Source organism: Limnothrix sp. PR1529, from assembly GCF_002742025.1.
In the GTDB taxonomy this organism is placed as follows: Bacteria; Cyanobacteriota; Cyanobacteriia; order CACIAM-69d; family CACIAM-69d; genus CACIAM-69d.
This window is the reverse complement of the sequence record NZ_LIRO01000119.1, coordinates 1-25,097: the sequence shown is the minus strand read 5'-3', so window position 1 is coordinate 25,097 and position 25,097 is coordinate 1. Positions and strand designations below refer to the sequence as shown.

Annotated in this window: 20 protein-coding genes; 8 read left to right on the top strand and 12 right to left on the bottom strand. The window is 57.4% G+C overall.

The genetic code is table 11. The features are described 5' to 3' along the window. The first annotated feature begins 50 nt into the window (after positions 1–50). Positions 51–2,021: a hypothetical protein gene (locus AMR42_RS16710; protein ID WP_199858224.1), complete on the top strand. Its 1,971-nt coding sequence runs from the start codon at positions 51–53 to the stop codon at positions 2,019–2,021. Positions 2,022–2,038: 17 nt separating this feature from the next. Here the strand turns inward: AMR42_RS16710 and AMR42_RS16705 are convergent, their stop codons facing one another. Both AMR42_RS16705 and AMR42_RS16700 read right to left on the bottom strand, forming a co-directional pair. Then, on the bottom strand, positions 2,039–2,737 hold the full coding sequence (locus AMR42_RS16705; protein ID WP_234407061.1) for a response regulator transcription factor: 699 nt from the start codon (positions 2,735–2,737) through the stop codon (positions 2,039–2,041). Between the two features lie 24 nt (positions 2,738–2,761). Beyond that, positions 2,762–4,183 (bottom strand): HAMP domain-containing sensor histidine kinase, encoded by a 1,422-nt coding sequence (locus AMR42_RS16700; RefSeq protein ID WP_234407060.1) that lies wholly within the window; start codon positions 4,181–4,183, stop codon positions 2,762–2,764. A 2-nt stretch (positions 4,184–4,185) separates the two neighbouring features. Here AMR42_RS16700 and AMR42_RS21415 point away from each other — a divergent pair, with 2 nt between their 5' ends. Continuing rightward, the gene (locus tag AMR42_RS21415) at positions 4,186–4,317 is read left to right on the top strand and encodes a hypothetical protein (protein ID WP_255407561.1); all 132 of its coding nucleotides are present in this window, start codon (positions 4,186–4,188) and stop codon (positions 4,315–4,317) included. A gap of 352 nt (positions 4,318–4,669) precedes the next feature. Here AMR42_RS21415 and AMR42_RS16695 read toward each other — a convergent pair whose 3' ends face one another. The 8 genes from AMR42_RS16695 to AMR42_RS16660 all read right to left on the bottom strand — a co-directional run bounded on the left by AMR42_RS16695 (position 4,670) and on the right by AMR42_RS16660 (position 16,286). Then, a complete protein-coding gene (locus AMR42_RS16695; protein WP_099534788.1) occupies positions 4,670–5,875 on the bottom strand; it encodes an argininosuccinate synthase in 1,206 nt (401 codons plus the stop codon). A gap of 377 nt (positions 5,876–6,252) precedes the next feature. Then, a complete protein-coding gene (locus AMR42_RS16690; protein WP_099534787.1) occupies positions 6,253–6,561 on the bottom strand; it encodes a DUF3181 family protein in 309 nt (102 codons plus the stop codon). Between the two features lie 36 nt (positions 6,562–6,597). Next, positions 6,598–8,736, bottom strand: a complete 2,139-nt coding sequence (locus AMR42_RS16685; RefSeq protein WP_099534786.1) for a molybdopterin oxidoreductase family protein — start codon at positions 8,734–8,736, stop codon at positions 6,598–6,600. Between the two features lie 228 nt (positions 8,737–8,964). Further along, positions 8,965–9,807, bottom strand: a complete 843-nt coding sequence (locus tag AMR42_RS16680; protein ID WP_099534785.1) for an ABC transporter ATP-binding protein — start codon at positions 9,805–9,807, stop codon at positions 8,965–8,967. A gap of 84 nt (positions 9,808–9,891) precedes the next feature. Continuing rightward, entirely contained in the window at positions 9,892–11,907 is a 2,016-nt protein-coding gene (locus AMR42_RS16675) for a nitrate ABC transporter ATP-binding protein (protein WP_099534784.1), read from the bottom strand. Positions 11,908–11,972: 65 nt separating this feature from the next. Next, a complete protein-coding gene (gene ntrB, locus AMR42_RS16670; RefSeq protein WP_099534783.1) occupies positions 11,973–12,812 on the bottom strand; it encodes a nitrate ABC transporter permease in 840 nt (279 codons plus the stop codon). 492 nt (positions 12,813–13,304) lie between these two features. Then, positions 13,305–14,645 (bottom strand): CmpA/NrtA family ABC transporter substrate-binding protein, encoded by a 1,341-nt coding sequence (locus tag AMR42_RS16665; RefSeq protein ID WP_099534782.1) that lies wholly within the window; start codon positions 14,643–14,645, stop codon positions 13,305–13,307. Between the two features lie 84 nt (positions 14,646–14,729). Then, a complete protein-coding gene (locus AMR42_RS16660) occupies positions 14,730–16,286 on the bottom strand; it encodes a ferredoxin--nitrite reductase (protein ID WP_099534781.1) in 1,557 nt (518 codons plus the stop codon). A 187-nt stretch (positions 16,287–16,473) separates the two neighbouring features. Between AMR42_RS16660 and AMR42_RS20665 the strand changes: the two genes are divergently transcribed. Next, a complete protein-coding gene (locus tag AMR42_RS20665) occupies positions 16,474–16,620 on the top strand; it encodes a hypothetical protein (protein WP_158234521.1) in 147 nt (48 codons plus the stop codon). A 43-nt stretch (positions 16,621–16,663) separates the two neighbouring features. Here AMR42_RS20665 and AMR42_RS16655 read toward each other — a convergent pair whose 3' ends face one another. Together AMR42_RS16655 and AMR42_RS16650 are read right to left on the bottom strand one after the other, a co-directional pair. Next, entirely contained in the window at positions 16,664–18,307 is a 1,644-nt protein-coding gene (locus AMR42_RS16655; RefSeq protein WP_099534780.1) for an iron uptake porin, read from the bottom strand. Between the two features lie 168 nt (positions 18,308–18,475). Then, positions 18,476–20,104 carry an iron uptake porin gene (locus AMR42_RS16650; protein ID WP_099534779.1) on the bottom strand — a complete coding sequence of 543 codons (1,629 nt, stop codon included), beginning with the start codon at positions 20,102–20,104 and terminating at the stop codon, positions 18,476–18,478. A gap of 294 nt (positions 20,105–20,398) precedes the next feature. Here AMR42_RS16650 and AMR42_RS21410 point away from each other — a divergent pair, with 294 nt between their 5' ends. The 5 genes from AMR42_RS21410 to AMR42_RS16630 form a co-directional block, all read left to right on the top strand. After that, positions 20,399–20,527, top strand: a complete 129-nt coding sequence (locus AMR42_RS21410) for a hypothetical protein (RefSeq protein WP_255407560.1) — start codon at positions 20,399–20,401, stop codon at positions 20,525–20,527. A 130-nt stretch (positions 20,528–20,657) separates the two neighbouring features. Then, the gene (locus tag AMR42_RS16645) at positions 20,658–22,484 is read left to right on the top strand and encodes an ABC transporter ATP-binding protein (RefSeq protein ID WP_099534778.1); all 1,827 of its coding nucleotides are present in this window, start codon (positions 20,658–20,660) and stop codon (positions 22,482–22,484) included. Between the two features lie 147 nt (positions 22,485–22,631). Then, entirely contained in the window at positions 22,632–23,027 is a 396-nt protein-coding gene (locus AMR42_RS16640; protein ID WP_099534777.1) for a hypothetical protein, read from the top strand. Positions 23,028–23,046: 19 nt separating this feature from the next. Next, complete coding sequence (locus AMR42_RS16635; RefSeq protein WP_158234520.1) at positions 23,047–23,505, top strand: DUF29 domain-containing protein; 459 nt, start codon at positions 23,047–23,049, stop codon at positions 23,503–23,505. Then, a partial coding sequence (locus AMR42_RS16630; RefSeq protein ID WP_143473153.1) for a tetratricopeptide repeat protein occupies positions 23,502–25,097 on the top strand: 1,596 nt, incomplete at its 3' end. The genes AMR42_RS16635 and AMR42_RS16630, both read left to right, overlap by 4 nt.

Sequence of the window (25,097 nt, the reverse complement as noted above, 5' to 3'; positions counted from 1 at the left end):
AGAGACAGGACTTTTCAGCTTACCGACTGAGGGGCGAAGGTGATTGAACTGTGAGTAAAAAAACTAGCACCTACGGCTGGGTGGCCACGATCGGCTGGGTGATGGTGGCGGGCTGTGCGGTTCAGGCGGAAGCCCCCCGATCGGCTCAATCCTCCCGATCGGCTCAATCCTCACCCCCGGAGCGATCGCCCAACCCCAGCCCGATCGCCGCCAACGTCCCGATCGTCCCGCCCGACGGAGCCAACCCTTGGCCCGCAGAGTGGGAAGCGGTCTACCAAGCTCGGGGACGGGCCCTCATTGCCCAATTTGCCAACCCCAAAACCTACGGCAATGGCTATTTTGAAAATGAGAAAAAGTCCTATCCCAAGGCCATGCTGGACTTTTTGGCGGGCAACCGCGATCGGGCGATCTCCTTCCTGCAAAACCCCGACCCGATCCCCAGCAGCACCGAACATACCCTTGGCATCGATTTCTATCCCGCCTTCACCCTGAAGGGGCAGGTGCGCAAATACTTTTATTTTGGGCAATTTCTCGATCCGGCCTATCGCGATCAGATGAAGCAGGGAGCCGCCCTCTGGACAAAGTTGGATCCCCTGAAGCAGTTTTTCAGCACCCCGCAGCCCTTTTGGAATCGATCGCGCGATAACTGCATCACCTGGGTAGATTGCCGCAACACCGATAATTTGCGATCGATGCGAGAAACGGCCGTTTATCTGTTTGCCATGGAAGCCGGCAACCGAGAAACCGCCGCCATTTACCGCGATCGCCTGCAAAGTTTCGCCCGCAATCTTTACAAAATTGGCCAGGGGGAATGGGACTCGGAAACCTACTGGGGCCACACGTTCACCGCCTGGCTGAATCTTTACGACTTTGCGCCGGAACCGGAAATGCGTGCCACGGCTAAGGCCGCCCTGGATTGGTTAAGCATCACCGGAGCGTTGAAATATTGGCGCGGCGGCTTCGGGGGCCCCAGCAAACGCGACGCTAGCAAGGGAAATGCGCCCTTGGCCGCTTTGGCGAGCAAACTGCTGAATTTATATTTTGGGGAGGCGATCGCCCCGGATCCGGATCCCGACCCCGATGGTGTTCATGCCCTCACCAGTGGTTACCGACCGCCGGCCGTGGCGGTGGCCCTGGCCCGCAAACGGTTCGATCGCCCCCAAGAGGTGTTTGCGGGCAAACCCACCTATGAACATTGGAAACCGGGCGCGCGCGATCGCCCCTTGTATTACGAAACGCTCTACTTTGGCCGCACCTTCCAATTGGGCAGCCTGGCCCAAGGATCGATCGATGATGTGAACGGTTTTAAACTGCTAGCCACCCACCCCAGCCGGGGCGTGGATTACCTGCTGGCCGGTTCCGGGGTGAATCCCGAAAAAATTTCTACCCACCACCAACCGGACACCCACGACGCGATCGGGCAGTTTGGGCCCCTGTTGGTGTGGCTGAATGACGGGCGGGCCCCGTTTCAGTGGAGTTTGCCCCAAGCGGCCGCCAGCGAAACGGCCCAAACCGCCGCCGGTCAGCCGGTTTTGTTTTGGCAGTTGGCCGAAACTTGGATTGCCATTTACCCGATCGGGCTGACGCTGCCCCAGGTAAACGACAGCGAAACCACCAAGCTACAAAAGCGCTATCCCACGGATCAACTGTGGGTGGCTCGCCCCGATCGCCCTGCCGGAACCCTCACAGGCTGGGCCATGGAGGTTGGAGAACCGGGAGCTAATCAGAATTTCGCTACGTTTCGGGCGGCGGTGTTGGGGCGATCGCGCTGGGTTGTGAACCAAAACACGGTCACTTTCACCGGTTCCCAAGGCGATCAACTGGCCGTGACCCAACGGGGGCCCGATCGCCCCGTTGTGAAACGCAACGGGGAAAAGCTCGATTGGGGCCAGTTTGCGGCCTATCGATCGCGCAACCCAGCCCGCCCCGATCGACCGCTGATCACCCAAGATTGGGAAGGGGGAACCCTCCGCGTGATCGTTGGTGATCAAACCTGGACAGGCTCCGCTCCCGATCGCTAGATCAAGCAATCGCTCAATCAGGGCGACTCGCGCAAAACATAACCAACCCCCCGCAAGGTGTGGATCAGGCGAGGGCGCTGGGCCATTTCTAATTTGATCCGCAAGGCTCGGATATAGACTTCCACGATGTTAGATTCGCCACCAAAGTTATTGCCCCAGACGGATTCCAACAGTCGATCGCGCGAAATCACCTGACGCGGATGGCGCAACAAAAACTCGAGTAAATCAAACTCCTTGGCCGTTAAGTCCACCCGATCGCCCCCACGTTGCACCTCCCTGGTTAGCGGATTCAGGGTCAAATCTGCCAGGGTGATTTGATCGGGTTCGTGGGGCGAAACTCGCCGCAAATGGGCCCGCACCCGCGCCAACAGCTCCGCAATGCTGAAGGGTTTCACCACATAATCATCCGCGCCCGCATTCAAGCCCGTGACCCGATCGAGAATTTCATCCCGGGCCGTCAGCAGAATAATGGGGGCCTGTAAGCCCGTTTCCCGCAACCGCAAACAAAGATCCAAGCCCGACAGCCCCGGCAACATCCAATCCAAAATCAGCAGATCCGGCGACGGGTGCGATCGGGCGGCGTTCAGCCCCTCCAGTCCTGTGGTTGCCACGGTTACCCCGTAGCCCTCCAGTTCCAATTCTCCCGCCACAAATCGCGCCAAATTGGCATCATCTTCCACCACCAGAATTCGGGCTGTGGGGGGATTAAGCTTCAAGGGTGAAACCATAATGGCCATCAATCACGGATTGATCAACGGATCAACGGATGAATCGGATGCAGAGGGCATGTGCCAGCGAGGAAGTCTGATCGTGAAGGTGCTGCCCAGGCCCGGTTGCGATTGCAGATCGATGCGGCCGCCCATTCCTTCCACGGCTCCCTTGGCGATCGCCAGGCCCAAACCCGTGCCATCGCGCGATCGGGTCATTTCATCTTCACCCCGATAGAAGCGTTCAAAAACCCGGGCTTGTTGATCCGGAGGAATGCCCATCCCGCGATCGCGCACTTCAATGGCGGCCCAGCCCGCCTGATGGCTCAGTTGCAGGGTCACGGGCTGCTCAGGGGCGGAATATTTCACGGCATTGTCGAGCAAATTCCGAATAGCGCGGGTCAGGCGATCGCGGTCAGCCAAAACCACCACATCCTCCGCCACCAAATGCAAATGAATGGGCCGATCGCAGGCCAGCCGTTGCCAATCCGTCACCTCTGACAGCAGGGTATTAAGGACGATCGGCGCTTGCCGCAAGTGCAGTTGCCGATTATCAATGCGGGCCAGATCTAACAAATCCTGCAACATGCGCACGGTGCGATCGGCCTCCGCTTCCGCCGTGGTCAAGGCTTGCAACTGATAGTCATTCAGGTTGGTGCTGCGCCGCAGGAGGCTTTGCAAATAACCCAACACCACCGTGAGCGGGGTGCGCAATTCATGGGAAACATTGCCCACAAATTGCCGTTGTTGTTCCCAAGAACGCGACAGCCGCGCCAACATCTCATTAAAGGCTTGGGCTAGGCCCCGAACTTCATCGGGGGCCCCTTGCAACTCCAGGCGGGCCCCGGCCAAGTCATCGGCAGAAACGGCGCTGGCCACTTGGCTCATGGTGGCCAAGGGCAGGAGGGCTAAGCGAATTCGCCGCCCGATCGCCCCCAGAGCAACCACCATGGCTAAACCATTCACCAACCACAGCAGCCGCAAACTGCCATGGAGCTTGTGCCAATCATGGCTCACGTCTTGGGCAAAGTAGACCCGCCCGATCGCCCGGCCCCGTACCGTCAAGGGCTGCTCGCATAAAACCCAAACTCGGCCATCGCGGTGAACAATGGTCAACCGTTGGGCAGCGGCCGGTAAAGACTGCACCAAATTGCGGACGATTTGATAATTCTGATCATCTTTGGGTTGGGCCAGCAAGCGCCCTTGATCATCGGTGACCCAAGCTAACAGCCCCGCCATGGCCACCTTATCGATGGTGGTGGTTAATCCACTGGCTAGCCCTTCGTGCTGATCGTAGAGGGCCAGCTCCTCGGGAAAGCGCTGGGAAATATAACTGAGGGTTTGCTTGTGGGCGGTGGCGAGGGTCTGCTCCATTTGCCAGGTGGACCAAAGGGCCGCCGTGCTCAGGCTCAAGACCGCGATCGCCCCTAATTCAAGGGTGAGTCGCCCCTGCAACGATGACCACCGCCAGCCCGATCGGCCCAATGGCCCTGATCGATCGCCCGGGGCGGGTTGCGGGGCGATCGCGTCAGTCCCTCGCTCGGGCAGAGTTGGGGTTGCGGTTTGGGGCGATCGCTGGGAGGGCTTAGACCTCCAATGGGCAATCCTTCCCCGAAGCACTTGAGTGAACAGCATGGGAACCTTGGCCTCAGGGTCGCTTTCCCAGTCTAAACCCGTTCCAACAGGCCGATCGGGACTTGCTGAAACGGGTTAGGGCCTGTCATGGGTTTAATCGTAGGGGCGGGGTCTCCACGCCCAGCCCCTGTGATCCCGGTTCCAGGGCTGGGCGGGGTTGTGGCGATCGCTCGGGTTAGGGTTGGGAGACCCAACCCCTACGGCAATGGAAATGACGACAGGCCATCAAGCCCCTTGCCCCCTATGATCTTCAGGGCGGAATCAGAGTTTCAGACCATAGGGTCTCAGGCAATTCGCCGACCAGTCCTAGCCTTGGCGCAGTTTTTCTGACCAAACCCGCGTCGGCAGACCCCAAACATAGATGAAGCCCTCGGCGGCCTTGTGGTCAAATTCATCATCAGACCCGTAGGTAGCCAGCTCTGGCGTGTAAAGACTCTGCTCGGACTTGCGACCGACGATCGCCGCATTGCCCTTGAACAGCTTGATCCGCACTGTGCCGGTTACCCGCTTTTGGGTTTCGTTGATGAATCCGTCCAGCGCTGCCTTCAAGGGGCTGTACCAGAGACCGTTGTAGATCAATTGGCTGTAGGTTTCTTCAATGCCGCGCTTGTAGTGGCTCACATCAGCGGTCAGGGTCAGGCTCTCCAGATCCCGGTGGGCGGCGATCAGCACCGACAGGGCCGGCACTTCGTAGATTTCGCGGGACTTAATCCCCACCAAGCGGTTTTCCACCATGTCGATCCGGCCGATGCCGTGGTTGCCGACGCGGGTGTTGAGTTCCTCAATCAGGGCGATCGAGTCCAAGGTGCGGCCGTCCAGGGTGACCGGCGTGCCCGCTTCAAAGCCAATTTCCACGTAGTCCGGCTCATCCGGCGTGTCGGCGATCGCCTTGGTCATCAGGTAAATTTCTTCCGGCGGCTCCGTCCAGGGATCCTCAAGGGGGCCTGCTTCAATGCTGCGGCCCAGCAGGTTGCGATCGATGCTGAAGGGCGACTTTTTCTTCACGGGCGCGGGAATCCCGAACTTTTCCCCGTAGGCGATCGTTTCTTCGCGGCTGAAGCCCCACTCGCGAGCGGGAGCCAACACCTTAATGGTGGGGTCGAGGGCCGCGATCGCCACATCAAACCGCACTTGGTCGTTGCCCTTGCCCGTACAACCGTGGGCTACCGCGTCTGCGCCATATTCCGCCGCCGCCTCCACGAGCGCCTTGGCAATCAGCGGGCGCGCCAGGGCCGTTGAAAGGGGATAGCGGTTTTCGTAAAGGGCATTGGCCCGCAGGGCCGGGAACGCATAATCCTGCACGAACTCGGCCCGCAGATCCGCCACCAGCGAAGTACTGGCTCCGGAGTCGAGGGCTTTTTGCTTGATGGGGCCCAGTTCGTCGCCTTGCCCTAAGTCGGCGGCCAGGGTAATGACTTCTTCAACGCCCCATTCCTGCATCAGGTAGGGAATGCAAACGGAGGTATCCACACCGCCGGAGTAGGCGAGGACAACTTTCTTGGCGCGACCCATGTATTTTGCTCAAGCTGCGAGAAAACAACCCCATATTGTAGGCACGGCCCGGGCGATCGCAACGGTCAGTTAGCGTACCAACTTTGAGGACTTCTTGACTTTGGAGTGACTTGGGAATGATTTTGGAGGGATTTTGCAGGGTTGGCATTGATGGCTGGGCGATGGGGCCGTAACCGAAAATGGCTCATTGTTTTTTTAATGAGTCCCCCCAATTAGCGCCCTGATTCGCCCTCCTAGTAGCGCGACAGGCTTAATACATTGGGTCAAAATTGCGGAGCCAGTCGTGGTAACAAGGGGCTTGAGCATCTTGCTGCTTAACGATCAGGTGACGGTAACAGCTATGTAATTTAACCCAGCGAATTAAGGTAGCCATGCTACTAGAGCTTGGCTTGGTAGTCATCGATCGCCTGATAAAGCCGCTCCACCTCCCGATCGGGAATGAAATCCAACAGGGGAATCGATCGCTTGCCGGCCCCAATTTCGATCGCCATTTCCCCTAACAAAGCGGTCAGCTTGGCACGGCTGAAGGTGCGATCGAGCAAGAGGGGATAGATTTTTTCAGCGAGGGCACTGTGCAAATGGGCATGGGCCAAATCGAGATGCCATTTGGCAATGTCCAGATAGGCCACATCGCCAATCTCTGCGGCCAGGGTTTCGATCGCTTCATTACTGACAGATTTCGACATTTCAGCACCTGCGGTTGAGTTGGATCACTTGCAGACTCAATTATCCAGATTGCTGGGCGGTGAGGCCAGCTTTTGCAACTGAACAGCACATGCCTTCAGTTCCGGTTCAAAGGAGTCGGGACAAGCTTCCGGGTGGGTGAGGGCGTTGGCTTCGGCCCCGTCACCCCACAGGGATCCCCAATGCATGGGCACAAACACGGTTCCCGGCGCGATCGCCCGGGTCACCTTGGCCGGAAACCGCCCATCGCCCCGGCGCGACTTCACCGCCACCCAGTCGCCCTCCCGGATGCCCAGGGGTTCCGCATCCTTGGGGTGAATTTCGATGAAGGGATTCGGGTGCAGCTTTTTGATTTTTTCAATCCGACCGGTGCGGGTTTGGGTGTGCCAATGGCCATAGAGCCGGCCTACGGTCAACACGAGGGGATAGGCCGCATCGGGTGGTTCCGCCAGCCCGCGCGAGTGCACCGCCAAAAATTGGGCCCGCCGATCGGGAGTATGGAATTGTCCATCGGTATACAACCGCTTGGCGGGGGCTGGCTGCAAAGGGTCGATCGCCCCATCCGCCGGAAAAGGCCATTGTTGGGGGCCAGCGGTTCTGAGCCGATCGTGACTCAAACCGGTCATGTCGCAAGGGCGGCCTCGGGTCAATTGCACAAATTCGCCGTAGACCTCCGCCGAGGATTGGAACCAAAACTGCTCCCGGAAGCCGAGCCGCCGGCCCACCTCCGCAAAGATGGCCCAATCTTCCTTGGCTTCTCCCGGAGGGGGCTGAAACGCCTGGGAAAGGGTCACCATCCGCTCAGAATTGGTCATCGTGCCGGTTTTTTCGCTCCATTGGGTGGCGGGCAGCAGCAAATGAGCAAAGGCACTGGTTTCCGTGGGGTAATAGGCTTCTTGATAGATCGTGAAGGGCGATCGACTCAGGGCGGCTTTGGTGCGGTTCAGGTCGGGAAAACTAACGGCGGGATTGGTGGCCGCAATCCACAACAGGCCCACCGCTCCCGCCTCCAGCCCTTCCACAATTTCCCAGGCGGCCCGGCCCGGTGTTGAGGAAATGCGACCCGGGGGCAGGTTCCAAAAATCCTCCACTTCGGCCCGGTGCTGGGGATTGGTCACGGAGCGATAGCCCGGCAGCAACCGCGACAAACCGCCGGCCTCGCGGCCGCCCATGGCGTTGGGCTGGCCGGTGAGGGAAAAGGGCCCCGCGCCCGGTTTGCCCATTTGCCCCGTCAGCAGGTGCAGGTTAATGATGCTGCGGACTTTGGCTGTGCCTTCGGAGGATTGGTTAATGCCCATAGACCAAAGGGACAAGACCCGATCGCTCTGGGCCCAAATTCGCGCCGCCGCCTCGATCGACTCCACCGAAATGCCGCATTGCTCGGCCACGCGATCGGGCGGGTAATGTTGCACCAAATCTTCGTAGGCTGCGAAGCCGCCCGTGTGGGCTTCGATATAGGCGCGATCGATCTGATCCCACTTCAGCAGCAGGTGGGCCATGCCGTTCAGTAAGTCGATGTCAGTGCCGGGGCGAATGGGCAAATGGAGATCGGCCACCTGGCCCGTTTCGGTGCAGCGGGGATCCACCACCACCAATCGCACTCGATCGGGGTTGGCCTTGTGGTGTTTGCGGAACCGGTTAAAGACGATCGGGTGACATTCGGCCGTGTTGGTCCCGATCGCGAACAGGCAATCCGTCAGCTCCAAATCGTCATAGCTACAGGGGGGCCCATCGGCCCCAAAGCTGCGTAAGTAGCCCGAGACGGCGGAAGACATGCAAAGCCGCGAATTGGCATCAAAATTGTTGGTTCCCAGGCAACCCTTGATCAGTTTTTGGGCCGTGTAGTAATCCTCCGTGACAAACTGCCCGGAGCCATACATACAAAGGCCGTCGGGCCCTTGGTTGGCCAAAACGGTTTGGATGCGATGCACGATCGCCTCAAAGGCCTCGTCCCAACTAATCCGCTGAAAGTCTTGATCCAAAGCAGATCGCCACATGGGGTACAGCAGCCGATCGCGGTCGATCGACTCCAAAATCGTTGCCCCTTTTACGCAAACCATGCCTTGGCTGGAAGGATGGGCCCGATCGCCCCGCACCTTCAGCCCCGCCGGCCCTTGCACCACTTCCAAACCACACCCCACACCGCAGTAGGGACAAACGGTTCTGACAGATTCCATGGATTAATTAAAACAACCTCTAAGTTGCGAATATGTTGTGAAAATAAGTCAAGCCGCAGCTAGGCAACGATTCCAGCGGGCCATGAGTCAAAAAAATGCCCCTGGCGGGGCGTTGAACTGAATGTTGAACTGAGCATTGAGCTGAGGAGAGAGGCCCATGAGGCCAATTAAGCGCTGATCGTGTAGGAGCCGATCGCGTAAGAGCCGATCGGGGGCCAACCCTCAGCCCTATTCCGCCGCGTCATCGTGGGCATAGCGGTTATAGAGGAAGTCGAGTGCGTAGTTGCGCAGCTCGTAATATTTGGGATCTTCCAAAAGTCGGGCCCGATCACGCGGTCGGGGGAACGGAATATCCATCACCTCCCCAATCTTGGCGGCGGGGCCATTGGTCATCATCACCAATCGATCGGACAGGTAGAGCGCCTCATCAATGTCGTGGGTGATCATCAACACCGTGACCTGATTTTCCCGCCAAATTTGCAGCAACTCGTCTTGCAACTCTTCGCGGGTGATGGGATCCAACGCCCCAAAGGGTTCATCCAAAATCAACACCTTGGGGCAAATGGCCAGGGCCCGGGCGATCGACACCCGCTGTTTCATCCCCCCGGAAATTTCCGCCGGCCGCTTGTGAATCGCCTCAGTCAACCCCACCATCTCCAAATATTTCAGGGCCAATTGCCGTTGTGCTTCCTTGGGTTGGGTGGTGTAAACGGCTTTTACCGCCAACAACACATTTTCCAAAACGGTTTTCCAGGGCAGCAGGGCATAGTTTTGGAACACGACCATCCGATCGGGGCCGGGCCGAGTGATTCGCTGCTGCTCTAGGCGCACTTCACCGGCCGTCGGTTCCGCAAAGCCCGAAACCATGTTCAATAGGGTGGACTTGCCGCAACCCGAGTGACCAATCACCGAAACAAATTCACCTTCGGCTACCCGCAAGTTGACCCCATCCAGCACGGGGTATGGCCCCTTGGGCGTTTGATAGACCTTGGAAACTTGGTCAATCACCAAAAAATCGGGTTCCGCTGCGACAACCATGGGCGGGACGGTTTGAGAAGAGAGGGTTTGCATAGGATTGCCAGGGCTGAGGAAGGGGTCGATCGAGTCAGAGGATGAAGAGTTGGGGCGATCGGCATCGGGCCACAGGCGGGCCCCTTAGCTAGGGGAAACGGAGCAGCTAAAGATTTCATCGACCCGAATTTCGGCCACACGGACATTGCGTTTAATCGCCAGGTTGTCGAGGTAGTCGATCGGGCGATCGGGGTCAAAGGTTTGGCCGTCAAATAGGACGATCGGCTTGCGGTCTAATTCCACCTCCGGCAGTCCCAAATTGCGAGCCGCAGTCAGATAGGTGGCCGTCGGGTTCACCCGTTCCATCACCTCCACCCAATTGCGGGGGAAGGGCGTAATTTCCCAGCGGGCCATTTGGGCCAAAGTCCAAAGGGACTGTACCGCGTCGGGACAGGCCGATCGGCTCACAAAGAACTGATGGAAGGTGTAAAGCGCTTGGGCCTCGGAACCATCACCCCGATCGAGCGGCGACAGGAACCCGGGCGAAATCATCTCCACCGGCAGCCCCACATAGTCGGGGCGGGCCAAAATTTCCAACACCTCAGCCCGGTTGCGATGATCATCGCAATATTCACAGGCCTCCAGCAGAGCCGTCAGCAGGGCAGCATGGGTATTGGGATAGGCCTGGGCCCAATCTTCCCGCACCCCCAGCACTTTTTCCACATGACCCGGGAACAGGTCAAGATCCGTGGCCATGATCTGACCAATGCCCTCTTGCACGGCTCGGGAGTTCCAAGGCTCTCCAACGCAATAGCCGTCAATGTTGCCCGCCTTCAGGTTCGAGACCATCTGCGGCGGCGGCACGGTGGCCAAGCTGATATCCCAATCGGGGTCAATGCCCCCGGAGGCGAACCAATGCCGCAGCAACAGGTTGTGCATGGAAGCCGGATGCACCATGGCAAAGGTGTGAACCTTGTCCGGATCCCGCTCAATCAGACTTTTGAAGGTGGCCAGGTCATTCACGCCCTGTTCGATCAGGCGTTTGCCCCAGGTGATGGCGTTGCCGTTGCGGGACAGCACCATGGAGGCTTGGATTGGCACGGGTTCGCTTTCGCTGCTGCCCAGGGTCATGGCCAAGGGCATTCCGGTTACCATTTGGGCCGCGTCGAGCTGGCCGCTGGCGACCCCATGGGCGATCGATTTCCAATTGGGTTTGCGCTGAAGGGTGACCTGCTCTAGGCCGTGCTTGGCAAAGAATCCCTTTTCCCGGGCGATCGCCAGGGGCGCACAGTCAGTGAGGGGAATGAAACCCAGCTCCAAGTTGACCTTTTCCAGGCCATTGCCGGCCGCCACCACAGGGGCCGCCACTTTCCGTTTTTTGGAACGTTTTTGTTGATTGAGGAAGTAAACGATTTCGTTGCGCAGGCTGTAGTAGCTGGGATGGTTCACCACGTCCATGCGGCTGCGAGGACGGGGAATATCCACCTCCAGAATTTGCCCCACATGGGCGGCGGGGCCGGTGGTTAGCATCACCACCCGATCGCTCAGGAGCAAGGCCTCGTCCACATCGTGGGTCACCATCACGCAGGTGACATGGCTCTCTTCGCAAATGCGCATCAGTTGCTCTTGGAGGCCGCCCCGGGTCAGGGCATCCAAGGCCCCGAAGGGTTCATCGAGCAACAACACTTGAGGACGGGTGGCCAGGGCCCGGGCGATCGCCACCCGCTGTTTCATGCCGCCGGACAGTTCGCCGGGAAGCTTATCGGCCGCGTGGGCCAACCCTACGAGCTGAATATTTTCCTCCACGATCGCCCGCCGCTCTTCCTTGGGCAGGTTCTTGAGCACCGTGTTGACGGCCAGGGCGATGTTGTCGCGGACGGTTTTCCAGGGCAACAGGGAGTAGTTTTGGAACACCACCATCCGATCGGGCCCCGGGGCTTCAATTTGGCGACCGTTCAAGATGGCCCCGCCACTGGTGGGGCGATCGAGGCCCGCAATGATGTTCAGCAGGGTGGACTTGCCGCAGCCAGAGTGACCAATCAGGGAAATAAATTCCCCTTGCTTGATCTCAACGTTGATGTTTTGGAGCGCAATGTAGCGATCGCCCCCCGGCAGCGGAAAGATTTTGTCAACGTGATCGATTTCCAAAAAAGGAGTCATGGTGTTGTGCGATCGGTGTTGTGCGATCGAGTGAGTTATCCAAAGCTATGCCCAAACTTCGCCCGTTAGCGGCGTTCCGGCGGCACGGCAATGCTGCCCAAAAAAGCCACGAATCGATCGAGCAACAGCCCCACCAAGCCCACAAAAATCAACGCCAGGATAATTTCACTGGTCAGGGAGCTGTTATAGGCATCCCAGATGAAGAACCCAATGCCAACACCGCCCACCAGCATTTCCGCCGCCACAATGGCCAACCAGGACAGCCCAACGCCAATCCGCAGACCCGTGAAAACATAGGGAACCGTGGCCGGAAACAGCACGTTCAGGAAATATTCCACTCGCCCCAAACGCAGCACCCGGGCCACGTTTTTGTAGTCTTGGGGCACTTGCTGCACACCGGTTACCGTGTTCAGCAAAACCGGCCAAACTGCTGTAATGAAAATTACAAACAGCGCCGCCGATTGGTTGTTTTTCAAGGCTTCCAAGGAAATGGGCAGCCAAGCCAATGGCGGGATGGTTCGTAAGAGTTGAAAGACCGGATCCAGTGCGTCATAGATCAGCGGGTTGCTGCCGATCACAATGCCCACTAAAACCCCAATAATTGCCGCCGCTGAAAAGCCGATCGCCACCCGCTGCAAGCTGGCCATTAAATGCCAGAAAATGCCCACGTCGGTGCTGTTGGGATCCGTGCGATCAAACGCACCCACAATCAATTCCTGGGTGTCTCCAAACACTTCCAGGGGCCCCGGCAAGGGTGCTCCGGGAATTGAGCAAATTGCCTGCCAAGCCACCAAGCAAATGAGCGTTCCCACAATGGCCGCAATCACTTTGCGGGCATTTTTCTTAGATAGCGGCACAAAACGAATAATCGAATCAACGAGCGAACTAGAACTACTTGCAGCCATGGTGGTCAAACCTGAGTGTGATTAAATCCTCAATCGATCGTTGAGCATTCGATGGGCATTCGATGGGCATTCAAGTTGTCAGCCTGAGTCGATCGTTGCGCTTGCTCGCAGATGGCTGAAACCCTCCAACAACGGCTCATTCTTGATGAGATTATCAAGCCTGATCAAATGATTTGATTCAGGCGACTGACCCAGGAATTTTGATCGGGCAATCTCGATCGGGCAATCGCAGTCTAATCTCGATCAAGAGAAACCGTTACTGGTGGCTTCAGCCCTCCCTTCAATATGGCAATCATTCCTGAATGAAAGGTTTTGATTGCCTGACAACATTCGATTCAGAACCCAGCCCTAGTAGCGCGACATCCTTAAAATATTGGGTCAAAGTTGCGTAGCCAGTCGTGGTAACAAGGGGCTTAAGCCCCTTGCTGCTTAACGATCAGGTGACGGTAACAGCCAGGTCATTTAACCCAGTGAATTAAGGCAGCCATGCTACTAGGCTTTCAGGGCCTTGATCTTCAGAGCATCGAGATAGGCCTTGGGATTTTCCGGATCAAACTTCACCCCATCAAAGAAGGTTTCCACCCCGCGCGACGTATCCTTGGGAATTTCCGCCTCGGGCACACCCAGCGCCTTGGCTGCTTCGCGCCAAATATCTTCCCGGTTGACCTGATCCACCAAAGCTTTCGTGTCGGTGTTTTCCGGCAAGTAACCCCAGCGAATGTCTTCCGTGACAAACCACAGGTCATGACTCTTGAAGGGATAGGAGGCGAAGTCTGCCCAGAACTTCATGGCCAGCGGGAATTTTTCTTCCTTACGCCCATCACCAAAGTCGATCGTGCCTTGGGAGCGACCCAAGATATCTTCCGCCTTGATCTTTAGCCACTCGCGCTTGCTGATGATGTCGCACATTTCGGCAATGTTTTCGGGCTTGTCGCACCACATTTGTGCTTCCAGCACTGCCATGGTCAGGGCTTTGGCGGCGTTCGGGTTCTTTTCCACCCAATCGGCACGCATCGCAAAGGCCTTTTCCGGGTGATCTTTCCACAGCTCACCGGTCACCAAGGCCGAGAAGCCCAGCTTTTGGGATACCAACTGCGCATTCCAAGGTTCACCCACGCAGAAAGCTTCCATGGTTCCGGTCTTCAGGTTGGCCACCATTTGCGGCGGCGGAACCACAATCACCGACACATCCTTATTAGGGTCTGCGCCGGCCGATGCCAACCAGTACCGCATCCAGAGGTCGTGGTTACCACCGGGGAAGGTCACGGCCACTTTCACATCTTTGCCGCCGGCCTTGGTTTTGGCCAGGGCTTCCACAAAGGGCTTGGGATCGAGGGCGATCTTTTTCCCTAGGTAGTCTTTGCTAACTGAGATTGCCTGGCCATTGGTGTTGAGGCGGGCCAGGATGTTCATCGGCAAAGGCTTTTTGGTGACCTTGCCGGTGGTCATCAGGTAAGGAATGGGGGACAGGATGTGGGATCCATCAATGCCGTTGCCGGCCGATCCCAATTCCAGGTTGTCGCGAGTGGCGGCCCAAGAGGCTTGCTTGACCACTTCCACATCGGGCATTCCGTATTTGGCGAAGAGGCCCTTTTCCTTGGCGATGATCAAGGGGGCCGCGTCGGTGAGGGCAATGAAACCGAGCTTGGCTTTGGTTACTTCCGGCGGGGCGATCGAGGCGGCCGGTGAAGGGCTGCCCCCGGCGGAGTCGCCACCGGCCGGGCTGCTGGCGGCCTGGTTGCCACCTCCGGCAGCACAACCATGGATCGCAACGGTGGCTCCGGCAGCGGTGGCGGCGGTGAACAAAAACTTGCGGCGAGAAAAGCTGCTCATGGTTGCTGAGTTTGAAGGTAAAGAAGGGGAGTCAACGATCGGGAAGGATCGAGTGGTGTGTTGGGAGCTAAGGGCCGGGTTGGGTTACGCCTCGGCCAGGGCGGGAGATTTGCGCTCGGCTTGGAAATGCTCCACCAGCAAGTCCACCAGCACATCGTTCAGGTCTTCGCAGGGAATGCCTTTCATGACCCGATCGCCCAAGTGGGCCTCCTTGCCCACCTTGCCGCCGAGGAAAATGTCCACGGCCTCAACGGTTTTGCCGTCCTTGCGGGCCTTGCTGCCCATCAAGCCGATGTCGGCCACTTGGGGCTGGCCGCAGGAGTTGGGGCAGCCGGTCCAGTGAATTCGCACCGGCCGAGGCAGCTTGACCCGATCGGTGACGGCTTGGGCCACGGCCAGGGCACGCTGTTTGGTTTCAATCAGCGCAAAGTTGCAAAACTGCGACCCCGTGCAAGAAACCAGTTCCCGCACGAGGGGAACCGGGGCGATCGAAAAGGTTTTCAAAAGCGGCTCTTGGGTAAAAACCGCTAACCGGGAATCGGGAATGTTGGGAATGATCACGTTTTGCTCAACGGTGAAGCGCAGTTCACCGCTGCCGTAGATATCCGCCAACCGCGCCAGGTCAAACATTTGGCGCGCATTCAGCCGGCCCACGGGAATGTGTAACCCGGCATAGTTGAGGCCCACTTGCTTTTGGGCGTGGATGCCGATGTGGTCGCGTTTGTCCCAGCAATACTCATCCTGCTCGGCGGCGGCAATCAAGGGAAATCCCAGTTGCTTTTCGACAACGGCGCGGAATTTTTCAATTCCCCACTCGTCAATCAGCCACATCAACCGAGATTTTTGGCGGTTGGCGCGGGGGCCGTGATCCCGATAGACCACCAAGATCGCTTCGCAGAGGGACACCACATCGCGTGGATCCACCCAGGCATTGAGGGGAATGGCGGGGGCCACGCGGCTGGCGGAAAAGAACCCACCCACCACAACGTTGAACCCAAGCTTGCCGTCTTTGTAGGCGGGGATGAAGGCGATGTCGTTAATTTCGGCGTGAACCGAGTTGTCGCGGCTGCCGTCGATCGCGATGTTGAATTTGCGGGGCAGGTTGGTGAAGCTGGGGTTGCCATCACCGTTGTTGGTGATCATGTCCTGCACTTTGCGCACCAGCCCCCGGGTGTCGATCAACTCGTCGGCATCAATGCCGGCCACAGGGGAGCCGGTGATGTTGCGCACGTTGTCCATGCCCGATTGGATGCTGGTGAGGCCAGCGCGATCGAGCTGTTGGAAAATTTCAGGAATGTCATCCAACCGAATCCCGCGTAGTTGCAGGTTTTGGCGGGTGGTGATGTCGGCGCTGCCATCGTCGCCGTAGCGCTCAACGATGCTGGCGAGGACGCGCAGTTGGCCGCTGGTGCAAATGCCGTGGGGCAACCGCATCCGCAACATGAACTTTCCGGGAGTGACCGGGCGAAAGAACACCCCTAGCCACTTCAAACGGTGATTCAAGTCGTCTTCGGGGAGGTTTTCCCAGCCCAAGCGGGCAAAGGTGGCGAGTTCGTGTTTAACTTGCAGTCCGTCTTTTTCGGCTTTGAATTTCTCAAACTTGGTGAGTTTGGAACTTGCCGGGGCGATCGCTTGAGCCATAGTTACCAGCGAGGGGGTCAATGCCGGTGGGTAAAAACTTCTGACCGCTGGCCGAGGCCAGGGAGTATTCGGTCAGAAGTTGTAGTTGCTAGAGCTGAGAATGGGCAAATGCTAGCGATCGCGCCTCAGGGCTTTTGTAATCCAAGTTACAAAAAACTTTACAGAATCCGTTTTAAGCATGAATTTCATGCAATTTCTGCATTTAAGCACCCGTGAGCCGCTCGATTCCGCCCCGATCGCCCCGATCGCCCAGTCAGCCACCCCAAAAACAGCCGATCGCCTCGGCCCAAAACTGAACCAGGCGATCGGCTCCCAACACCGGCAAAACCCTTAGAAAAAACCTCAGAACGCAGAGCTTAGAACGCAGAGCTTAGAACTTAGAACGCAAAGGTAGTGCGCACCACGCCCACCACCTGCATACCGTTGTCCTCATCATGTTCCGGGTTCACAATCACGATCACGCCCGGCGTGATGGCGATGTTATCCGTCAACCGGTGGCGGTAGAGGGCTTCCACATGCAACGACGTGTCCCGATCCTCGCGGCTGGCCAAGTCGTTTTGGGTGGCCTTCGGCGGCATCCCGAAGATAATCCCGCCCACATTGCCCTCCTTGAACAAGTCCGGGAAAGCCATCGTGACAGCCCAAGTCCAGATATCCGCATTGGCCCCCCGATCGCCCCCTGATTTGGCCTCGGCATCCGTATAAGCTACCCAACCGGACAAATTGAAACGGGGACTGAATTGCACCGCCCCGATCAACCCGTAGGAATTGGCCGCAGTATCCACCCGATCGAACGGCCGTTGGGCAAAGGCGCTGCCGATGTTGTCCGTAATGTTCACATCCGCTTCATCGAAATAGGTGTGGGTGAAGGTGAAGCCAATGCTGGTGCTGGGGGTGGGTTGATAGAGCAATTGCCCCAAAATGCCGTAGCTGCCATTGAACAGCCCCGCCTCATCATCCGGGCTGCTGGCCCGAGGCGCACGGTAGGCCACATCAGCCGACCAATGTTGATTAAAACAATGCTGAATTCCCACACCGGGGCCGCGCAACCCGCGATAGATTGAGCTATAGCGCCCAAATCGGGACAGGGCCCCGGAACTGTCACTCCGCAGGTATACGTTCAGGGGATCCGTGATCCCATCCGTGCCGTGGCCATTGGCAATTAACCAGGCTCGGGTGCGATCGCCCAAGGGAAAGCGGTAGTACAAATCCCCTAACCGGAGTTGGCCGCCGCTGTTGCCGTCAAACCCCAGGCGGGTCATGCTGGTTCCCGTCAAATCGCCGTCGATCGGGAGGATGTTGTTGCTTTGTAGCCGCACCCGCAACTCGTCTTTACCGGTAAAGCTGGTGTTGAAATTCAGCCGTACCCAATAGGCAAAGGTGGCGTTGTAGTCCAAATCGCCGCCGCCCGCTTTTTCGTCGCCCCAAACATCGGCCAGGGCAAACATGGCTTCGGACTGGAGCTTGGTGGCCGGCGAAAAGCGATTGGCTTCCAGCTCTGCCGTGCGGGCTTCCAGGGCATCCACCCGCCCCCGCAGGGCTGCCAACTCCGCTGCGAATTCCTCTTGCAGTTTTTGCAATTTCCGCAGATCTTCCTTGGCAGCGAGTGGATCGGTGGCGGACTTGATTAGCTCATTGATCCGATCGAGGCAGGCATTCAACCCGGCGGCAAATTCATAGCGACTGAGGGGCCGGTTGCCCTTAAATGTGCCATCGGGATAACCGGCAATGCAGCCATAGCGCTCCACTAAGGATTGCAGCGCCTGAAATGCCCAATCGGTGGGTTGCAAATCCGAGAGCTGTGAAACGGCGGTGACTTGGGCCAGGTCATCAGTGCCTAAGGGATCCGTGCCTAAGGGATCCGTGCCCAGCAGGTCGGCTTCAGTGGCCACCGTGGGGCGATCGTCCAAGGTCAGCCGGGGAATTTCCGAGGCGATCGCCCCCGTGGGTATTCCCAAAATCAGGGTCAAAAGAGGCAACAGAGCGGAGCTAGAGAGTAGTGGCAGAAAACGATGGGTCATGGGTTAGTCCTCAATAATTGCCAAGCGGTTGCGGGGAGATTGACTGAGCCGCAGTGAGCCGCAGTGAGCTGTTGCCCAGAAAAAGCTGGCTCCCCGTCAATGATTCACCTCTGCTACTTTCAAAAAGCCGGATCAGGTATTTACGCTGAATGGCCACACCGGATTTAGTTAGAAAGAGAACACAGTGCGCACCACACCCACCACTTGGGTCTCGTTATCGTTGTTGTGCTCCGGGTTAAAAATCGCAATCACACCGGGCGTAATGGCAATGTTGTCCGTGAGCTGGTGGTAGTAGAGCGCCTCCACATGGAACGAGGTATCGCGATCTTCGCGGCTGTCCACATCGTTTTGGGTGGTCTTCGGCGGCATCCCGAAAATAATCCCGCCCAAGTTGCCTTCCTTAAACAGATCCGGAAAAGCCATCGTGACGGCCCAATTCCAAATGTCGGCATTGGCTCCCCGATCGTTGCCCGATTTGGCTTTGGCATCGGTGTAGCCCACCCAGCCGGACAGGTTGAAACGCGGACTAAATTGCACCGAGCCGATCAACCCATAGGAGTTGGCCAACGTATCAACCCGATTAAAGGGCCGTTGGGCAAAGGCACTGCCCACGCCGTCCGTGATATTCACGTCGGCTTCGTCAAAGTAGGTGTGGGCGAAGGTGAAGCCAATGCCAGCGCTTTTGCTGGGCTGGTATAGAATTTGGCCCAAAATGCCGTAGCTGCCGTTGAACAGGCCCGCTTCATCATCCGGGTTGCTGCCCTGGGGCGCACGGTAGGCCAGATCCACTGACCACCGATCGCTAAAGTCATGTTCGATCGCAACCCCGGGGCCGCGCACACTGCGGTAGATCGAACTAAAGCGACCAAACCGCGACAGGGAACCGGCACTGTCACTGCGCAGAAACGAATTCAACGGATCGGCAATGCCGTCAGTTCCCTGACCGCTGGCAATCAGCCACATGTGGGTTTTGTGCCCGATCGGGAAGCGATAGTGCAAATCGTCCAATCGGAACCGATTGTTGCTGTTGCCATCAAAAGACAGGCGGGTCATGCTGGTTCCCGTCACGGCCCCATCGATCGGGACGATGTTGTTGCTTTGCAGCCGCACCCGCAACTCGTCTTTTCCGGTAAAGCTGGTGTTGAAATTCAGCCGCGCCCGGTAAGAAAACGTCGTGTTGTAATCCAAGTCATCGTCGCCGGCCCGCCCATTGCCAAATACGTCATCCAAGGCAAAAATCACTTCGCCTTTCAGCTTGGTGGTGGTCGAAAACTGGTTCGTTTCCAGTTCCGAAGCGCGGGCTTCCAATGAATCCACCCGACCGCGCAGGGCTGCCAGTTCCGCTGCAAATTCCTCTTGCAGTTTTTGCAATTTCCGCAGGTCTTCCTTGGTCGCGAGCGGATCGGTGGCGGACTTGATTAGCTCATTGATTCGATCGAGGCAAGCATTCAACCCGGCGGCAAATTCATAGCGACTGAGGGGCCGGTTGCCCTTGAACGTGCCATCGGGATAACCGGCAATGCAGCCATAGCGCTCCACTAAGGATTGCAGCGCCTGAAACGCCCAATCGGTGGGTTGCACATCCGAGAGTTGCGAAACGGCGGTGACTTGGGCCAGGTCATCCGTGCCTAAGGGATCCGTGCCCAGCAGGTCGGCTTCGGTGGCCACCGTCGGGCGATCGTCTAAGGTCAGCAAGGGAATTTCCGAGGCGATCGCCCCCGTGGGTATTCCCAAAATCAGGGCTAAAAAAGGCAGCAGTGAATAATGAGCGAGTCGTGGAGCAAAGGGATGAATCATCAGAAATTCCTAGGCGTTTCCTGTGGAGCTAGCGGGTAACGATTCTGTAGGGCTAGCTGGCAGGTAGAATTCGCAGTCAACGCACGAGCACCCAAAACAGAAATCTTCAGATTCATAACCTATGGCGAATTCAGATGTCATCCCAAATTCTGCTGATTTCTACCCTCAAACTCCTTAATTCTTGGTTCGCGTTCTAATTTCAGATCGGTCAATTTTTTTGATTATTTCTGATTTTTTCCCTTTGTCAAATACCACCTTTCTGACTGTTTGTGCCTCCTTGGCAGATATTTGACCATGGTTGATCGTGATGGATTGCAGATCCCGATCGCGTATCAATTCAGACAGGGCGATACAGAGATCCGCCGGGCGATTGGAGCCGCTGAGCCGCCACCGGGCGATCGAGTCATGGAGGCGAATTCATAGGCGATAATGGGGGAGACTCTGTACTGAAATTGCCGTCAAGCCACCCCGATCGATTGTCTGCCCGCCTTTGCAAACAGGCCCGGCCGCCAATCCGTCAGGGCGGCTTGATTTGTGTCTCTACCGGTTGGCTATGACTGCGAATCTTGCTGCTGCGCAAACCCCGTCCGATCGCCGCTCTGAAACTGACTGGCGGCTTTTTTTGCGACTGGTGCCCTACGCCCGTCGCAGCGGCAAGCTGCTGATTGTGTCGCTGATTTTGTTGCTGCCCTTGTCCTTGGGCAATGCGTTGCAGCCAATTTTGGTGGGTCAAGCCATCTCGCTGATTCGGGGCGAGGCCAGCGCTTGGGATTTTCTGGAAGCGATGCCCCTGCGATCGGGTCTGAATACCGTGGGGCTGTTGGTGTTGGTGACGGTGGCGGTGCGGTTGGCGCTCCAAGGGCTTCAGGGCTACTTGGTGCAGGAAGTGGGCCAACGGATCACGGCGGATATTCGCAATGATTTATTCGATCATGTGACCGCACTGGCCATGCGCTTTTTCGATCGCACGCCAGTGGGTCGGTTGATTACCCGCCTAACCAGCGATGTGGATGCCTTAGGTGAGGTTTTCTCCACGGGCGCGATCGGGATTGTGAGCGATCTGTTGTCGATCGTGGTGTTGGTGGCCACCATGTTGACCCTGCAATGGCAATTGGCCTTATTGCTGTTGCTGATGTTGATCCCGATCGCGGGGGCCATTGTTTATTTTCAAGGGGAATTTCGGAAAGCCAACTATCGGGCCCGCGAGCGGTTATCGGATTTGAATTCGATGCTGCAAGAGAATCTGGTGGGCGTGAATGTGGTGCAATTGTTCCGTCGAGAACGCTACAACGCCAAACAATTTCGGAAAACCAACCAAGACTATATTCACGAAGTCGATCGCACCATCTTTTTTGACTCGGCCGTTTCAGCCACCTTGGAGTGGATTTCCCTCGTCGCGATCGCCGGGGTGCTTTGGTATGGCGGCGCATTGGTGGCGGGCAAAACGATCGAGTTTGGAACCTTGGCGGCTTTCATTCTCTTTGCTCAACGGATGTTTGATCCCTTGCGAGAATTTGCCGAAAAATTCACCGCCATTCAAGCGGGATTCACCGCCATTGAACGAATTAACGGAATCTTCTCAGAGCCGATCGAAATCCAAGACCCACCCAAGGTCGATCGCGCCCAATTTGCCAGCCTGAAAACCCGTGGTGAAATTCGCTTTGAGCATGTTTCCTTTGGCTACAAATCCGATGAAATTGTGCTCCACGACCTAGACTTCACCATTCATCCCGGCGAAAAAGTGGCCTTCGTGGGGCCCACGGGCGCGGGCAAATCTTCAATCATCCGGCTACTCAGCCGTTTGTATGAAGTCACCGAAGGGCGAATTTTGCTGGATGGCGTGGACATTCGCGACATGGCCCAGGCCGATTTGCGTCGAGAATTAGGGATTATTTTGCAAGATGGATTTCTCTTTTCCGGCGACGTAAAAAGCAACATTACCCTCGGGGAAAATTACAGCCTGACCGAGGTGCAAGCCGCCGCCGAACGAGTCAGCATTGATGAATTTATCCGGCAATTACCCCAAGGATATGATTCGGAATTGCGTGAACGCGGCACTAATTTATCGGGCGGTCAAAAGCAGCTTTTGGCCTTTGCACGGGTGGCCATTCGAGAACCCAAAGTGCTGATTTTAGATGAAGCCACGTCCAGTTTGGATGTGGCAACGGAAGCGGTTATTCAAGCAGCGGTCGATCGAATGATGCGCGATCGCACGGCGATTATCATTGCGCACCGGCTCTCGACCATTCGCAATGTCGATCGCATCTTTGCCCTCAAACGAGGTCGTTTGGCAGAATCTGGAACCCACGATCAATTGATGGCTTTGGATGGTCTTTATGCCAGCCTTTATCGATTGCAAATGCTGGGGGCAGATGTTTAGCAATGGCTTGATTTTGCTGGGCGATCGGTGATTTTGCGCGATCGCCCGGCCCCAAACCCCCAACAACCTCTGCGTAATCCCTGCCACCGAGCTAATCGACGTTGTAAAACAGAGACAGATTAGACCAATCCCACGGGAGTTTAAGTGATGGAACCGTTGGCAATGGGCGCAGCGGCGATCGGGGTGTTGATGTTGAAAAAATCGGCAGAAACCACCAGCGAACTGTTAACCAAGGAAGTTCTAGAGCCGATCTTGCCCCAAATCCGCACGGCGGTGGGCGCTTTGGCAGCTCCGGTGCGCGATCAAGTGGCGGCCCTGGGCGATCGGGTGGCGGCGCGGCTCCCGGCGGCTAATCTGGAAAATCCGTTCGATGATCTGACGCTGTTGGAGGCGATCGTGGTGGAAGAAACGGCCGATCCGGCGGTGCAAGACCTGGTGCATCAGGTGGCTCCGATCATGCCCGCGATCATGATCGAAAACTGGAAAGGCATCAACGTCAAAGGCGGTCAGAATACGATCTCGGGCAACAACTTCCAATTTTGAATCGGCGAGGGCGATGGAGATGGGCGATCGAGCCATTACCTACGACAGCGACTTCTATGGCTGGGTGCAGCAACAAACGGCGCTGATTCGCCAGGGTCAGTGGAGCGAACTGGACGCGCAGAATCTTTTGGAGGAGCTGGAAAGCTTGGGGCGATCAGAAAAGCGGGCGTTGATTAGCCAAGTGGCGCGGCTCTGTGCCCATCTGCTGAAGTGGCGCTATCAACCGGCCAAGCGCAGTCGATCGTGGGTGTTGAGCATTCGCAGCGCCCGCCAGGAAATTGCGGCGATTTTGCGCGATAACCCCAGTTTGCGAGCCAAGCTGACGGAGGTGTTTGCGGATGGGTACGATCGCGGCCGGTTGATCGCCCTCGAAGAAACGGGCCTGGCCGATCGCGACATTCCCGAAGTTGCGCCCTTTGACTGGCAAACGGCGATCGACCAGGCGATCGACCTGAACTCCCCCACCGATGCCCCATGAGTGAACCATCACCCCCGTCTGTGAATCGATACGGCATCAATGTTGAGGGCGGTCAGAACGTAATTTCTGGCAATACGTTCAACCTATCGTTGCCGCCGCTGGAGCCGACGATCGACGGGCCGCCCAATAATTTGAAGGTTTACGGTTTGACGCGCGATCGCTTTGTGGGGCGGGAGGCGGAGTTGGCGCGGTTGCATGGGCTGTTGCAGACCCAAACCCAGGTGGCGATCGCCGGGGTGAGCGGTTTGGGCGGTGTGGGCAAGAGTGAGCTGGCCTTGCAATATGCGCGGGAGCACCTGGGCGACTATCCCGGCGGGGTGGTGTGGCTGCGGGCGGCGGCGGCCTGTGGGGAGTTGGTGGCCTTTGCCCAGCCCCGTTGGTTTGCCCAGGTGGATTTCACGCAGTTGGACACACCAGAAAAGCAGGCGGCCTTTTGCCAAGCCCATTGGCCCAAAACCGCTGACGATCCGCCGGGGCGGGTGTTGTTGATTTTGGATGATGTGACGGATTTTGCGGCCCAGGTGCAGGGGTTTCCGGTGGTGGGCGATCGGTTTCGGGTGCTGTTCACCAGTCGGGAGCAGTGGCTGAATCCAGAATCGCGCCTGGATTTGGGCCTGTTGAAACCGACGGATGCCTTGGCGTTGTTGAGCAATTTCGTTGGGGAAAGTCGGATCGCGGCGGAACAGGCAACGGCGGAGAAGCTGTGCGAGTGGCTGGGCTATTTGCCCTTGGGACTGGAATTGGTGGGCAGTTATTTGTCGGCTGATCCAGAGTTGTCGCTGGCCAAGATGCAGCAGCGGTTGGAGCAGAAACGATTGGCGGCCAAGGCGCTGACCCAAGTGCCCGCCACCACGACGGCCGAGCGGGGGGTGGCAGCAGCCTTTGAGTTGAGTTGGCAAGTCCTGAGCCAGGAAGCGCAACGGCTGGCGGTGTTGTTGGGCTGTTTTGGAGCGGCTCCGGTGTTGTGGGCTTGGGTGCAGGGTTGTTTGCCCAATGACGACGAGGAAGAGCTGGAGGCAGCGCGGGCGGAGTTGGTGCGGCTGAGTTTGTTGGAGCGGCTAGGCAATGGGCAATATGGACTGCATCCGCTAATTCGGGAGTTTTTTGCCCAGAAATCCACTGATCGACCCGATGCACTTGTTCTCAAAACAGCAGTGGTTGAGGAATTGCTGAAGGCAACGGAGTCAATCAGCGACACGATGACGATTGACCAAGTGCAAGCCCTAGGGAACGTTATTCCCCATGCCCAAGCCGTTGCGGAGTGGACTGACTGGACTGAGTTAGGTAGCCCACTCGCTCGGTTAAACAGTTATTTATTCTTGCTCTACCACGCCCAAGGACTATTTGGCTTGGCAGAGACTTGGGCCATGCGATCGCTGGAAATCCGTGAGCGAGTGCTGGGAGCCGACCATCCCGACACTGCCACCAGCCTCAACAACTTGGCATCACTCTACTCATCCCAGGGACGGTACGAGGCAGCGGAACCCCTCTACCGGCGATCGCTGGAAATCCGTGAGCGAGTGCTGGGAGCCGACCATCCCCACACGGCCCTCAGCCTCAACAACTTGGCAGAACTCTCCTCCTCCCAGGGA